At 65.6% G+C, this 13,606-nt stretch carries 12 protein-coding genes; 6 read left to right on the forward strand and 6 right to left on the reverse strand.

What is annotated here, in order from left to right; translation table 11 throughout:
• Window positions 1-409: 409 nt before the first annotated feature.
• Window positions 410-1,624 (forward strand): EAL domain-containing response regulator, encoded by a 1,215-nt coding sequence (locus ACU8YE_RS10150; RefSeq protein ID WP_322017219.1) that lies wholly within the window; start codon window positions 410-412, stop codon window positions 1,622-1,624.
• Between the two features lie 242 nt (window positions 1,625-1,866).
• On the forward strand, window positions 1,867-2,514 hold the full coding sequence (locus ACU8YE_RS10155; RefSeq protein WP_316880748.1) for a response regulator transcription factor: 648 nt from the start codon (window positions 1,867-1,869) through the stop codon (window positions 2,512-2,514).
• Between the two features lie 10 nt (window positions 2,515-2,524).
• On the opposite strand, the gene ACU8YE_RS10160 is transcribed toward ACU8YE_RS10155, so the two are convergent.
• Both ACU8YE_RS10160 and ACU8YE_RS10165 read right to left on the reverse strand, forming a co-directional pair.
• Window positions 2,525-3,304 carry an aquaporin gene (locus ACU8YE_RS10160; protein ID WP_446928634.1) on the reverse strand — a complete coding sequence of 260 codons (780 nt, stop codon included), beginning with the start codon at window positions 3,302-3,304 and terminating at the stop codon, window positions 2,525-2,527.
• Window positions 3,305-3,438: 134 nt separating this feature from the next.
• Window positions 3,439-4,905: an MFS transporter gene (locus ACU8YE_RS10165; RefSeq protein ID WP_446928635.1), complete on the reverse strand. Its 1,467-nt coding sequence runs from the start codon at window positions 4,903-4,905 to the stop codon at window positions 3,439-3,441.
• Between the two features lie 124 nt (window positions 4,906-5,029).
• Between ACU8YE_RS10165 and ACU8YE_RS10170 the strand changes: the two genes are divergently transcribed.
• The gene (locus ACU8YE_RS10170; protein ID WP_260803643.1) at window positions 5,030-5,866 is read left to right on the forward strand and encodes a helix-turn-helix transcriptional regulator; all 837 of its coding nucleotides are present in this window, start codon (window positions 5,030-5,032) and stop codon (window positions 5,864-5,866) included.
• 4 nt (window positions 5,867-5,870) lie between these two features.
• On the opposite strand, the gene ACU8YE_RS10175 is transcribed toward ACU8YE_RS10170, so the two are convergent.
• Entirely contained in the window at window positions 5,871-6,470 is a 600-nt protein-coding gene (locus tag ACU8YE_RS10175; RefSeq protein WP_446928636.1) for a hydrolase, read from the reverse strand.
• 23 nt (window positions 6,471-6,493) lie between these two features.
• On the reverse strand, window positions 6,494-6,928 hold the full coding sequence (locus ACU8YE_RS10180; RefSeq protein ID WP_232041473.1) for a PaaI family thioesterase: 435 nt from the start codon (window positions 6,926-6,928) through the stop codon (window positions 6,494-6,496).
• A gap of 291 nt (window positions 6,929-7,219) precedes the next feature.
• Between ACU8YE_RS10180 and ACU8YE_RS10185 the strand changes: the two genes are divergently transcribed.
• Window positions 7,220-8,347, forward strand: coding sequence for a porin (locus tag ACU8YE_RS10185; RefSeq protein WP_446928637.1), 1,128 nt, complete (start codon window positions 7,220-7,222; stop codon window positions 8,345-8,347).
• Between the two features lie 16 nt (window positions 8,348-8,363).
• Here ACU8YE_RS10185 and ACU8YE_RS10190 read toward each other — a convergent pair whose 3' ends face one another.
• Window positions 8,364-9,413 carry an ABC transporter substrate-binding protein gene (locus tag ACU8YE_RS10190; RefSeq protein WP_446928638.1) on the reverse strand — a complete coding sequence of 350 codons (1,050 nt, stop codon included), beginning with the start codon at window positions 9,411-9,413 and terminating at the stop codon, window positions 8,364-8,366.
• A gap of 147 nt (window positions 9,414-9,560) precedes the next feature.
• Between ACU8YE_RS10190 and ACU8YE_RS10195 the strand changes: the two genes are divergently transcribed.
• Both ACU8YE_RS10195 and ACU8YE_RS10200 read left to right on the forward strand, forming a co-directional pair.
• On the forward strand, window positions 9,561-10,241 hold the full coding sequence (locus ACU8YE_RS10195; RefSeq protein ID WP_232041476.1) for a response regulator: 681 nt from the start codon (window positions 9,561-9,563) through the stop codon (window positions 10,239-10,241).
• Window positions 10,219-11,667, forward strand: coding sequence for a sensor histidine kinase (locus tag ACU8YE_RS10200; RefSeq protein ID WP_414561320.1), 1,449 nt, complete (start codon window positions 10,219-10,221; stop codon window positions 11,665-11,667). The genes ACU8YE_RS10195 and ACU8YE_RS10200 overlap by 23 nt, the downstream gene beginning before the upstream one ends.
• Before the next feature lie 30 nt (window positions 11,668-11,697).
• Here ACU8YE_RS10200 and ACU8YE_RS10205 read toward each other — a convergent pair whose 3' ends face one another.
• The gene (locus ACU8YE_RS10205; RefSeq protein WP_316870448.1) at window positions 11,698-13,359 is read right to left on the reverse strand and encodes an S-layer protein; all 1,662 of its coding nucleotides are present in this window, start codon (window positions 13,357-13,359) and stop codon (window positions 11,698-11,700) included.
• Window positions 13,360-13,606: the final 247 nt, after the last annotated feature.

Below are 13,606 nucleotides of genomic sequence, written 5' to 3' on the forward strand. Positions count from 1 at the left end.
CTTTGTGCGGCTAACATCGCGAAATATCGTCAGCTTTTGTCCTACAAGCCTTTCGGCCAACCCCGGACAGTCTGACTTCACCCCCTCCACTAAACTTCACCTTGCTCTCTCTTTAGAGAGCACTCCCCCCCTTTTGAGCCCGCCCCTGTTGCGGGCTTCATTTTTTTCGGGCACGATTTCCTCCATCCCGACGCCGTCGACACCGGCGCCGGAAGCTCAAAAGGTTGGGGGAATCGCTCAAGGCCCGCGCAGTTGAAAAGCTGCGCGGGCTTTGTTTTTTCTGTCGCCGCGCATCGACTTCGCCTGACAAGGCGCGTGGCCGGTGCTTCAATGGCGGCTGACGGCGGCGTCACACAGCGCAAGCGAGATGCGCCTTGCCTCCGATCCCTACAACAACAAGGACTGGCCGATGGAAGGTTTCGCGCAACTCGCCGTGCTGGTGGTGGACGACCACCCCGTGCAACGGGCCGCGGCCCGGCAACTGCTCCATACGCTGGGTGTGCAGCAGATCCTGACCGCCTGCGACGGCCGCGAGGCGCTCTACCTCCTCCAGCTTTGCCACGTCGATCTCGTGCTGTGCGACATCGACATGCCCGGCATGAACGGCCCCGAACTGATGGAGCAGATGCACCTGCGCGGCGGCCACGTCTTTCCGCGACAGGCGCCTGTGTGGGCGTGGGTCAGCGCGATGGACGCGCCGATTGTCGAGTCGCACATCAGCCTGGCCGATGCGATCGGCTTGACGCGCACGCGCGGCGTGCACAAGCCGCTACGCCCGGCACACGTGCTGCCGTTGCTGGAAGAAGCCGCCGCGCGGGAGCGGGACGGAGCACCGGCCGCAGCCGCTGTCTTGCCGCAATTTTCCGACGACGAGCTGGCCGCGCTCATCCAAGAAACGCCTGAACAGATCGAGGTCGTATTCCAACCCCAGCACGATCTGGCCACCAACCAGATTGCCGGCGCCGAGGCGCTCTGCCGCTGGATGCATCCGCTGCATGGGCGTGTGTCGCCTGCGGCGTTCGTGCCGCGCCTGGAGGCGCTCGGGCTGGCTGATGGCCTGTTCTTCCATGTGCTGGAGCATTGCGTGCGCGTGCAGCACGCGCTGGCCGCGCATGCATATCCCGTTTCGATCGGCGTGAATGCGTCTGCGCAGACGCTCAGCCGCGCCGGCACCATCGAGCGAATCGAAGCCATCGTGCGCGAGGCCCGCATTGCGCCGGCCGCCATCGCCATCGAGTTGACGGAGGATTCGCCCGTGCACGATGCCACGCAACTCACCATCGCACTCAACCGCCTGCGCCTGCTGGGCCATCCGCTGGCCATCGACGATTTTGGTGTGGGCATTGCCACGCTCAAGCTGCTCGCCGACCTGCCCTTCACCATCCTGAAGATCGATCGCTCGTTTACCGCCGCGGTGGACCAGACCAGCCAGCGCGGCGTGATCTGCCGCACGATGATCGAACTGGCGCGCACGCTGCATCTAGAGTGCATTGCCGAAGGCGTGGAAACTGAAGCACAGCGCCAGACGTTGCGCGCGCTGGGCTGTGCGACGGGCCAAGGCTATCTGTGGGCGGCCCCGCTGTCTGTCACCGCGTTTCTTGCTCACGTGCAGGCGGCGGCATAAGTACAAACGCTGCAGGGCCATTCAGTTTCTCTCAACCCAGATAAAAGCAGCTTCTGCCCCGAAAGGTTACGCGGCGCCAAAGTAAGAAAAGTCTGATCCCGCAGGGCATATCCGGTGAGTAAGGTACCGGCTCCTTTCAGCGGTGCTCCTGACCTCCATGACGGCTCCGATCTCTTCCACCCTGTTGCTCGTCACGCCGGCCAAGTCTTCCCCGGCGACGCGCCCGGCCTGACGGCGTGCGCATGTGCCCTGTCCTCTCGGTCGTGCTGGTGGACGATCATCCGGTGATCCTCATGGGGCTGGCCGCGGCCATTGGGCAGTTTCCACAGCAGCAGGTCGTCGCACAGGCGCACGACGGGCGCGAGCTGATGCAGGTGCTCACGTCCGTCGACTGCAATGTCATCGTGACGGACTACAACCTGGGTGGCGAACCGGCCTTCGATGGCATGCAATTGCTGGCACGCCTGCGCAAGCAGCATCCCAGGTGCGGCATCGTTGTCTGCACGATGGTCCACAACCCGGCGCTGCTGCGCGCCATGCGGCAGATTGGCGTGGCTGGCATTGTCAGCAAGAACGATGATTTTGTTCATGTCGGGCACGCCGTCATGGCGGCCGCGCGAGGCGTGCGGTATGACAGCCCCCGCATCCTGGAAGACACGGGCCTCGGGTCCAACGAACGCGATGCGTTCGAGCGGCTGAGCGCGCGAGAGCGCGAAGTGCTTCGCCTGTATGCGGGTGGCGCGGCCGTGTCCGACATAGCGCTCATGCTCGGCTCGAGCGTGAAGACCGTCAGCACGCAAAAGGCTGTGGCGCTGCGCAAGCTTGGCCTGGCGCGCGAGATCGATCTTTTCCAGTACGCCCGCGCCAGCGGGCTGACAGCGCTCCGCTGAGCGTCCAGCGTCAGCTTGCCTGGCGGTGCATCGGCACGGCTTGAGCCGGCGCGATGGCGGTGCTGGATGCTTGCGCGGGCGGCCCTTCCACGCCCATCAGCCAACTGAACAACGGCGTTGCCAGGAGCGCGCCGACCAGTTGCGCCAGCATGTAGCCCGGGACATCGCCGGGGCGGATGCCGGAGGGGCCGTCGGTCAGTGCGCAGGCAAAGGCCAATGCCGGGTTGGCCAACGATGACGACGACGTGAACCAGTACCCCGCCGCAATATAGGCGGCCACCACCAGCGGCAATTGCTTCGGCGCGTGACGGCCGCAAGCGATGCCCACGCCGATCAGTCCGAACGTTGCCAGCGCTTCGCTCCACCACAGTGCAGGCCCCGTGGCGGCATGCGTGCCCGGCGCCCACGCCGGCATGCCGAACATGGCGTGCGCAGCGGCCACACCCAGCGCGGCGCCCATGGCCTGTGCAGCCAGATAGGCCAGCGCCTCATGCCCACGCAAGCCGCCCCGCAGCAACGTCGACAGTGTGACCGCCGGGTTCAGGTGCGCCCCAGACACCGGCGCGAACACCGTCAGCAGTGCCAGCAGACCAGCGCCACCCGCCAGTGATTGCGCCAGCAGTGTCCACGTGGCATCGCCGCCGGAGAGCCGGCTTGCGTGGATGCCGGTGCCGATCACCACCGCAATCAACAAGGCCGTACCGAGCCCCTCCGCGACGATGCGGCGCGCCAGGGATGGTGCAGCGGACGCGGCCGAAGCTGCGGTACGAAGGTGGGACACAGTGGTCATGCGGGAAGGAGGCGAACGATGCCAAGCGCATCGCGCGGGAGTTTGGAACCTCCGCCGGGGCCGATCAATGCACAGGGGCGCGCTTGTGTCGCGCGCCCGAGTATCGAATGTCGGGGGTGGTTTGATAGCGTGGTTCAGGCAGGGCTTGCAGCGCCAGCGGCGGCCAGTTGCCGCTGCTGTGCGGCCAGTCGCGCAAAGCCGACGGCCGCTGCGCCAAGCGCTGCCAGCATGGCGATGCATCCCGCCATCGTGCCGTGCGCCATGCCGTTGGCGCCGCCGGCAGCGGCAAAGTTGAAATACAGTCCGCCGATGCAGGCGACGCCCAGTGCGCCCGCCAATTGCTGTGCGGTAATCAGCAGCCCTGCTGCCGCGCCTGCCTGCGTACGCACGACACCAGTCAGCACCAGGCCGATCAACGGCACGACGACCAGGCCTTGCCCGGCCCCGTACAGCGCCACCGCAATGCCGATGCGCACCATGCTCGGCGTGGCGGGGTGCGCCCACTCCGTGCCGAAACCCGACAGCAGTGCCAGCAAGCCCAGCGCCATCAGGCCGAGGCCTGCCAGCAGGGCGCGGACACCATAGCGCCGCACCAAGGCATTGGCTACCCGCGACGTGATCAGAAACGTGATGGCCAGCGGCAGGATGGCAACCCCCATGCGCACCGCAGACAGCTGCCGACCGTTTTGCAGATACAGCGTCAGCACCAGGAAGAACGCCATCATCCCGATGTAGTGCAGCGCCGACGCCGTCAGGCCCGTCATGAAGGCGCGATGCTGCAGCAAGGTGGGCGGCAGCAGCGGCGTACCGCCGGCACGATCGACACGGGCTTCAAGTTGCTGGAACGTGGCCATGCCCAGCACGCCTACGACAAGCAATGCCAGGGTCCACACCGGCCAGTGCAGTTCGCGGCCGAACAGCAGCGGCACCAGCGCGGCCGCCACGCTCACGGCCATCCACGCCACGCCGGCTGTATCGAGATGCACCTTCTCTGCGTTGGCGCTCGGGTGCGGAATCCAGCGCCAGCCCAGCAGCGCGGCAGTCAACCCAACCGGCACGTTGATCAGGAAGGCCGAGCGCCAGCCCAGCCCGGCGATGTCGGCGCTGGTGAGTGCGCCGCCCACCAGCAGCCCGGCCGCGCCGCCGGTGCCCATCACCAGGCCGAAGATCGACAGCGCGCGGTCACGCTCGGCGCCGGCAAAGAGCGCCTGCACGCTCGCCAGCACTTGCGGCACCATCATCGCGGCCGACAGGCCTTGCGCAAAGCGCCATGCAATCAGCGCCGCCGCACTGCCCGCCAGCCCGCAGCCGGCCGAGGTGGCGGTAAAGGCCATGAGGCCAAACAGGAACACGCGCCTGCGCCCGAACAGATCGCCCAGGCGGCCGCCGGTGATGAGCAGAATCGCGTAGCCAAGCTGGTACACCGCCAGCACCGCCTCCAGTTGCGCGGGTGTGGCGTGCAGGCTCGTGCGGATGCTCGGGATCGCCACATTGGCAATGAACGCGTCGACGATGAACATGAATTGCGCCGTCACCATCACACCAAAGGCGAGCCAGCGGCGGGGTTCGGATACTGAGGGGGCAGAAGAAACTTGGGTCACGATCGGCTCCGGAAAGAGGGATGAACGCAGCGTAGGTGCGCGAGCCGATTCGATGCAGAGCTAGGATTAACCTAGGATTGGGTTGTCCCTCCCACCTTCACGCGCTGTCGTGTGTAATGCCCCCATGGACGATTTCACCGCCGACCTTGCCCCCTTCCCTGCCGCGCCGCGCAACGAGCTGGGCGAATTCCTGCGCAGCCGCCGCAGCCACCTGCGTCCGCAGGACGTGGGGCTGCCCGAAGGCAGCGGGCGCCGCCGCACTGCTGGCCTGCGCAGGGAAGAAGTCGCGCAGTTGGCCAACATCAGCATCGATTGGTATGTGCGCATCGAGCAGGGGCGCGACGTGCGGCCCTCGGTGGCGACCATCGAGGCGATCGGGCGCGCACTGAAGCTGTCTTCGGATGAGCGCGCGCACATGCGTGGCCTGGCGCGCGCGGAATCGGTCTTTACTGCGGCGGCGACCGGGCGTTCGGCCGCTGAAGCGGTGCCCGATGTCTTGCGCCGCGCCGTTGCCGGCATGGTTTTGCCCGCCCACGTGCGCAGCTACCGCACCGAACTGCTGTGCTGGAACGAGGCGACCTCGCAGCTCTTCATGGATTTCGGCACGATGCCGCCCGAAGACCGCAACTCGCTGGTCTACATGTTTTTGTACGCCAATGCGCGCGAGCGTTTCGTCGAGTGGGAGAACGAGGCGCGGCGCATGCTGGCGAAATTTCGCGCGGTGTACGACCCGCACGCAGACGACCCGGTGCTCGTGGCGCTGGTCGACCGGCTGCGCAGCAGCAGCCGCGAGTTCGATACGTGGTGGCGTCAGCACGAAGTGCGCGCCCAGCGTGCGGAGCACAAGCTGATCCGCACGCCTGGCGGCAAGGTCGTCCGCTACGACTATATCGGCCTGCCGGTGATGGAAGACCCGCGCCTGCGCATGGTGCTGTACGTGCCGGTCGAGGACGGCGCCTGAACGTTCAGGCCGTCAGCGCCGCCAGGATGGTCTGCGTGTCGCGTACGCGGCCCAGTCGCGGGAACACGTTCTCCACCGACGATCGATGCATCGCCGCATCGTTCGAGCTCATCGCATCTTCGGCCAGCACCAGCGCGTAGCCGTGCTCCCACGCGGCGCGCGCGGTCGATTCCACACCCACGTGCGTCGAGATACCGCCCAGGACGATGGTGGTGATGCCGCGACGGCGCAGTTGCAGATCCAGCTCGGTGCCGTAGAACGCGCCCCACTGGCGCTTGGTGATCTGGATGTCGGTGGCCGCCACTTCCAGCTCGGCCGGTTGTTCCCACCATTGCGGCGGCAGGCCACCGGGCGGTGTGGGCGCGGGGCGGTCGACGGGCTGGCGCGGCGCATCGGCGTAGTCCGACGCCCAGCCCACGCGCACGAGCACCACGGGCGCACCCAGCTCGCGAAAGCGCCTGGCGAGCCTGGCGGACGCGCCCAAGACTTGCTCGGCCGTGTACGGCCCCTGTGCAAACGGCAGGATGCCGCGTTGCAGGTCGATCAACACCAGCGCGGTGGTTTTCGCAGACAAGTCGGACAGGGTTTGCAGCGGTTCAGACATCAGGTGCTCCAGGTCAATCGGATTTACGGACGGCGGATTACACACGTTGCGGTGGCATGCGCCAGCAATGTGCCGTCCTGCGTTTTGAGCGTGCCTTCCGACACGCCGATCGTGCGCGAGACATGCAGCACGCGTCCAACGGCCACCAGCGGCGTATCCACCGGCACGGCCTTCACCATCTTCACGTTCAAGTCGACCGTGCCGTAGCCGACGCCGGCTTCGAGCATCGAATGCACGGCGCAGCCCGTCACGGAATCCAGCACCGTCGCCGCAAAGCCACCGTGCACACCGCCGAGCGGATTGAGGTGGCGCTTGTCGGCCTGGGCGGTGAAGTGCACGGTGCCCGCTTCGATGGAATCCATCGTCATCGGGATGGTTTCGCTGATGGACGCGCGCGGCAGATCACCGTGCGACATGGCCTGCAGCAATTGCAGGCCGGTCATTTGGGACGGATGCATGGGAAAGGACCGGTGGAGTTGAGATGGGGGCGACTCGACACTCTACCGCGAGGCCGATTGCCAGGGCTGCAATGCGTTGCATTGTCTGGCGCAACAACCCCCGCCTCTGCACATGTCCCAATGCGGGTAGACCCTAGCGTTGCGTGCGTACCGACGCGAAAGGCTCCAGAAAGGTGCCCCCTTCTACGCTCGCCCAGCGATTGCATCGGCGGCCTGACCAACCGCTGTTGCGCGTTTCCCAAAGCCGGCATCACGACCGGACACCATCACCCACAAAGGAAGGAGACTTCAATGTCCCGCATCAAGTTTGCCCTTGCGGCAACAGCAGCCGCTGCGGCCACGCTGGCCACCAGCGCCGCCCATGCCCAGTCGAACGTGACGCTCTACGGCCTGATCGACACCACCGTCAGCACCGTCAACAACACCAACGCTGCTGGCGCGCGCACCACCGGCTTCCAGATCCCCTGGTTCTCGGGCAGCCGCTGGGGCCTGACCGGCAAGGAAGACCTGGGCGGCGGCACGTCGGCCATCTTCAAGCTGGAATCGGAATATGAAACGCCGACGGGCAATATGGACACCCCGGGCGTACTGTTCAATCGTGACGCTTGGGTGGGCCTGTCGAGCGAATCGCTGGGCAAGCTGACCTTTGGCCGCCAGAACGCGATTGCCCGTGACGTGTCGGGTATCTACGGCGACCCGTACACCAGTGCGAAAGTCGGTCTGGACGAAGGCGGCTACACCAATACCAATAACTTCAAGCAACTGATCTTCTACGCAGGCAGCGCCACCGGCACGCGCATGAACAACGGTGTGGTGTGGAAGAAGATGTGGGGCGGCCGCTTCCTGACGGCCCTGGGTTATCAGTTTGGCGAAGTGCCGGGCCAGTTCACGCAAGGCACCACCGAGTCGCTCGCACTGGGCTACAACGGCGACAACTTCCATCTGGCGGGCTTCGCGCAACAGGCCAAGGTGGGCGGCTTCATTGACCGTTCGTACTCGGTGGGCGGCAACGTGATCATGGGCATGTTCCGTGTCAACGCCGGCTACTTCCACTACACCGGCGAGCAACCGGCCGCGCTGGGCAATCGCAAGGACGACGCCTACACGCTGTCGCTGAAGATCGCTCCGCAAGGCGCGTTCGACTATGAGATCGGCTACCAGATCATGAAGGCCGACAACGCTGCCTTCAGCGCCGACGGCAACACGCTCAACGCGTACGCCAGCGTGGTGGGTGCCACCGCAGCGGGCAGCGGCCGCAAGAACACGCTGTACGGCTCGGTGTTCTACCACGTGTCCAAGCGCACGGAGTTCTACGTGGCAGCCGACTACATGAAGCTGAAGGATCAGTACATCGTAGGCGGTACCAACGGCCACAACAGCCAGACGGAGTTTGGCGTCGGTATGCGCACGCGCTTCTGAAGCTGCGTGTCGTGAGCTAGCGGCGCTCGCGCACCTGATCGACAAACCTGTTGGTATAGGTGCGCGAGAGATCGATGTGCTTGTCGCGCGCGTTGGCATTGCTGGCAGCGAGGACGCGCAGGACGGTGGGTGGGCCGTCGTCCGGCATGCGTCCGTCGGTGCTGAACGTGGGTAACGCGGCGGCAAGCGCTTTTGTGTACAGCTCTGGATGATCGCGCCTGAATTCAGGCGGCATGCGGGCGGCAATATCTTCAGCACCGTGCGTGCGCATGTAGCGCAGGGTGTGCACGAATGCGCGGGCCAATTTGGCGGCGACGTCCGGATGCGCTTCCAGCCATTCGGTCTGCAGGTACAGACACGCGGCCGGATACGAACCGCCCAGCGCGGCACGCGTGTTCTCCAGCGTGCGCAGGTCGAGCAGCACGCGGGCTTCGCCGCTGTGCACAAGGCGCGAGACCGTCGGGTCGGTGGTCATGCCGGCATCGATGCGGCCGCTGCGCAGCGCGGTGACGAAGCTGCGCTCAGCGCCAACCGGCAGCATGGTGTAGTCGCCGGCCGACAGCCCCTGCTGCGTCATCAGGTAACGCGTGAGAAAGCTGGTGGATGCGCCCAGCCCCGTCACGCCCAGCGTGCGGCCGCGCAGGTCACGCATCGACTGTACCGTCGCCGGCAACCGTGTCGACACGACTTCCGCCTCGCCCGGCACCTGACTGAATACGACAATGGCGCGCACTTCCTTGCCCTTGGCCTGCAGGTCGATGGCGTGGTCATAAAAGCCGACCACGCCTTGCGCAAAGCCGGTGAGCAGTTCACTCTCCGCATCGACGCCGGCGGGCTGCGAGACCAGTTCCACATCGAGTCCTTCGTCACGGAAATAGCCCAGGCGCTGCGCCAGCGTCGCGGGCAGGTAGATCATCTTGGCGGTGCCGCTGACCATGAGCGTCAGGCGCGTCGGGTCTTGCGCGAGGGCATGCGAAGTTGCCACTGCCAGAAGGGCAGCGAGCCACGGCGTGATCCAGCCCCGGACGCCGCGTGCGCGTGCGCTCCTGCAGGTAAAAACACCCATTGAGTTGTCTCCGGCTCTTTTGTAGATATCGGTATCGCGCGGTCCGGATCTGGTGAATGACGCCTCCGGCGCGCGTAGGCAGCCGCCACCATTCTAGGAAGCGGCAACCCACAAATCGCTTTCATTTTTCGGACGCGCTGTTTTCGCATGAAGCTGCTCCTGATCGAAGACAACGCCCCGCTGGCGCACTGGCTGTCCGAAGCCCTGCGCCGCGCCCAGTTCACCGTGGATCACGCCACCGATGGCGAATCCGCCGACACGCTGTTGCTCACGCAACACTACGATGTGGTGCTGCTTGATCTGCAGTTGCCCACGTTGTCAGGGCAAGGTGTATTGCAACGTTTGCGGGGCCGCCGCAACCCGGTGCCGGTGCTGATCCTCACTGCGAGCGGCGGGATCGACGACAAGGTCGCATGCCTGGGTGCCGGCGCCGATGACTACCTCGTCAAGCCGTTCGAGATTCGTGAGCTGATTGCACGCATCCAGGTGCTGGTGCGGCGCAGCGCCCCCGACCAATCCGTCGAACTGCAATGTGGCGACCTGACGTACCACACCGGCAGCCGCACCTTCAATCTGGCCGGCCAGCCTCTGGTGCTGCCCGCGCGCGAGCACACCGTGCTTGAAATCCTGATGCTCAAGCTGGGGCGCACCGTGTCCAAACCGGCGCTGGTGAACGGCGTGTTCGGGATGGATGACGAAGCCAGTCCCGAGGCCATCGAGATCTACATCCACCGCCTGCGCAAGAAGCTGGAGCATTCCGCTGCCACCATCGTTACGCTGCGCGGCCTTGGTTACCTGCTGCGCGATGCCTCCGCCGCGCAGTCCTGACCAAGCGCCAGCGCAGGCCCCGGCGCGGGCGCGCAGCCTGCGTGCGCGGCTGGTGTTGTGGCTGGCACTGCCGCTGGTCGTCTATGTGGCGGCCGATGGTTGGCTCGACCTGGCCGCCGCACGCCACAACGCCGATCTCGTGCACTTCCATGCGCTCGATACGGCCGCACAGATGATCAGCGGCCAGATCGAGTGGGACGAAGGCCGCCTGCGCGTGTCGGTGCCGCCGGCGGCGCTGGCCGTGTTTGCCGCGCCGGAAACCCCGGTGCGCGACCAGGTGGCGTACCAGGTCAGCACCGAGCACGGGCGCCTGCTGGCCGGGCGGCTCGACTTCGGTACGCGCCCGGCGTTTGACGCGGCGGGCCTGGCCGATGCCGGTACCTACACCGATACCGTGGAAGGCCAGCCCGTGCACGTCGCCGCTGTGGTACGAACCATGTACGACGCCGGCCGTACCGAACGCGTTGTCACGCGTGTCGCGCAAACCATGAACGGTCGTGACGCGATGATCCGCCAGCTGTGGTGGCCTGGCACCGTGCGCCAGCTCGCGCTGGTGGGGCTGGCGCTGGCGATGATCCTCATCGGCCTGACGTTGGAGCTGCGGCCGATCTTGCGGCTGGCCGGCAACGTGTCGGCACGCGCGCCCACCGACCTTGCGCCGCTCGACCCCGATGGCTTGCAGCACGAGCTGCAGCCGATTGCCGGGGCGTTCAATCAATACCTGCAGCGCATTGCCGACAACGCGATCACGCAGAAGCGCTTCATTGCTGACGCTGCGCACCAGATGCGCACGCCGCTGGCGATTCTCGATACGCAGATGCAGGTGGCGGCGCAAACCAACGCAGATGCCGCGCTGCACGAAGTCCTGAAGGCCGCGCGAACCAGCACGCGCAACCTGGCGGATCTCATCAACGACTTGCTGCTGCTGTCTCAGGCCGAAGCATCGGCCGCGACGAGCGAGGCGGTCGACCTCTCGCAGGTAGCGCGCACCGTGCTGGAAGATCTCGCGCTGCTGGCCGATGGCCGTCGGATCGATCTGGGCATCGAACCCGCCGAGCAGCCCGTGTGGACGTCGGGCAACCGCACACTCATTGCCGCCCTGCTGTTCAACCTCGTCGACAACGCCGTGCGTTACACGCAGGAAGGCGGCCGCGTGACGGTGCATGTGTCGGCGGACTACGGTTGGGCCATCCTGGCCGTGACCGACAACGGCCCCGGCATTCCGCCCGAGGCGTACGCACGTGTGTTCGAACGCTTCACGCGTCTGGAAGGCACGCAGACCCAGGGCAGCGGCCTGGGCCTGGCGATTGTGCGTCAGATCGTGGATCGCATGGGGGGCCAGATTGCGCTGGCGCCCGGGCCGGGTGGCGCTGGGCTGGCGGTGACGGTGTGGCTGCGGCGAACGAGTGCGCCCGCCGCAGCGTAAGTCACCGCCGCTGCCTTACCGCTTCGGCATTTATTGCACCGACACAAACACCGGGTTCGAGTAGAACCACAGATCGTTGTAGTTGCGATCGTTGATGGCGTTGAAGCGCGCGGCGTTCTCCGTCACCACGGTCTTCTGGTCGGGCAGCGGATTGCCGTTGCTGGTTTCGCCCGACACGTTCATGCCGAGGTTGGTGCCGCGCAGGCGGAAGTACTGGTTCTTGGCGGCCGTGTAGGTGTACGTGATGCTGTTGTAGCCATCCGCGTCGACCTTCCAGTCGGCCTTGGTGAACGTGGCGATGACCTTGGTGGAGTCGTTGGTGTCCTTGGCATAGGCTGGCGTGCCAGAAGCAGCCTTGCCCGTCACGTCGCCCGCAATCAGATCAACGTGGTCCACCACCGGACGCATGTTGACCTTGAAGCCGCTGCCAAGCGGGTACTCGTAGTTGTTGTGATCGGGGCTCTTGAAGCGGATGGTGATCGTCACCTTGTCGCCGGCCTTGGCCGTGAGCGTGCCGCCCATGTCGGCGGAGGTGCCTGCGGTACCTGCGCTGAAATCGAGCGCGTTGATGAGGTCGCCGAACACGCCGAACGACTTGCCCGAGCGCATGGCTGCCAGCAGCGTCTTCAGGTCTGTGTTGGTGCCCGGCAGCCAGATGTAGGTCTTGGCGTATTCGCCGGGGTAATAGCCGCTGCTGAATTGCTGCGTGGCGTCCACTTCAAAGTGGTGGTCGGAATCGGCAAAGTTCCAGACGCGGCGGCCCTCGCCGAGCAGCGCATCCCAGACGCCGCCGACTTGCGCGACCACGTAGTCGACGCCGCCGTACGTTCGGTTCTTCAGGTTGGCGTCGGTGTAGGCGCTGGTATAGCCGCCGCGGTCGGGTTCCATCTGGTTGCCGACCATGCCTTCGATGCCGAACATGATGTCGGGCGCCGTGTCGTTGAACTCGCGGAAGTCCGCCACCGTGTACTTGCCCGGGTTGCGCGACGGGTGGTTGATCAGGCCGTAGCTGGTGTTCGGGTAATTCGTCTTGAGCCACTTGAAGGCATTGACCACGTCGGCGTGTGTCGTGCCGGCGCGCGGGCCTTCCTGCTGCCATGCGGTCACATCGTTCGGATCGAAGAGCGATGCCGACTGCTGCGTGAAGAAGTACTCGAACTTGTTCAGGCCTTTGGCCGACGTCTGCAGCTTGTCGGCGCCATCAAAGATGCCGACGTTCAGGTGATCGTGCGTGGGCATGTCCCACTCGGCGGCGGAGAAGATCAGCTTGCCCGCGTACTTGCCTGCCGCCTGCGCTTGCGCAATGGCGGGCATCTCGTACTTGGCGATCCCGGCCGATGCGGCAATCGAGCCGCCCGCAAGCGTGGCGCCCGTGGCATCGCGCGGCGAGGGGCGCAGGTGGTTCGATACGGCCATCCAGTCCAAGCCGTTGAGGTCGAACGCGTGGTCGAGCACCGTCGACAGGGGCGTGACGGCATCGGCGGATTCCGCCGTGTGCACGTGCAGGTCGCCCGTGGTCCACATGCCTTGCGGCTTGGCGGGCTGTGTCGGCGTGGTGGGCGTCGTCGGGGCTGGCGAGGTGCCTGCCGTGCTTGTGGGCGCGGGGTCGTCACTGCCGCCGCAGGCATACAGGCCGAGGGTCATGCACGCCGGCACCGCAATCGCGAGCAGCGTTTTCTTGGTCGAAAGCATTGTGGTTTCCTGTCGATTCGATGAGGTCGGGCAAACGCCTCCGGCCACCCATGCGTGTGGGCAGCTCATGCATGACTAAAACGTTTGCGCGGCCGAATCTTGGCGGCAAACCATGAAAATTTAGTGACGAAGCGATATGAAAACAGGAAGGGACAGGGCCCGAAGCGAATTCGTTTGGCACGCAAACGGGGCGCAAAGAAAACGGCCCCAAAAAGGGGCCGCGTTCATCGCGATTTCTCTCGGCGCC

Source organism: Ralstonia sp. VS2407 (assembly GCF_052950655.1).

Excerpts from the sequence above, each read along its gene's own strand:
- ACU8YE_RS10155 (WP_316880748.1), top strand. The coding sequence starts at position 1,867 with ATGTGCCCTGTCCTCTCGGTCGTGCTGGTGGACGATCATCCGGTGATC.
- ACU8YE_RS10160 (WP_446928634.1), bottom strand. The coding sequence starts at position 3,304 with ATGACCACTGTGTCCCACCTTCGTACCGCAGCTTCGGCCGCGTCCGCT.
- ACU8YE_RS10195 (WP_232041476.1), top strand. The coding sequence starts at position 9,561 with ATGAAGCTGCTCCTGATCGAAGACAACGCCCCGCTGGCGCACTGGCTG.
- ACU8YE_RS10170 (WP_260803643.1), top strand. The coding sequence starts at position 5,030 with ATGGACGATTTCACCGCCGACCTTGCCCCCTTCCCTGCCGCGCCGCGC.
- ACU8YE_RS10180 (WP_232041473.1), bottom strand. The coding sequence starts at position 6,928 with ATGCATCCGTCCCAAATGACCGGCCTGCAATTGCTGCAGGCCATGTCG.
- ACU8YE_RS10200 (WP_414561320.1), top strand. The coding sequence starts at position 10,219 with ATGCCTCCGCCGCGCAGTCCTGACCAAGCGCCAGCGCAGGCCCCGGCG.
- ACU8YE_RS10150 (WP_322017219.1), top strand. The coding sequence starts at position 410 with ATGGAAGGTTTCGCGCAACTCGCCGTGCTGGTGGTGGACGACCACCCC.
- ACU8YE_RS10205 (WP_316870448.1), bottom strand. The coding sequence starts at position 13,359 with ATGCTTTCGACCAAGAAAACGCTGCTCGCGATTGCGGTGCCGGCGTGC.
- ACU8YE_RS10175 (WP_446928636.1), bottom strand. The coding sequence starts at position 6,470 with ATGTCTGAACCGCTGCAAACCCTGTCCGACTTGTCTGCGAAAACCACC.
- ACU8YE_RS10185 (WP_446928637.1), top strand. The coding sequence starts at position 7,220 with ATGTCCCGCATCAAGTTTGCCCTTGCGGCAACAGCAGCCGCTGCGGCC.
- ACU8YE_RS10190 (WP_446928638.1), bottom strand. The coding sequence starts at position 9,413 with ATGGGTGTTTTTACCTGCAGGAGCGCACGCGCACGCGGCGTCCGGGGC.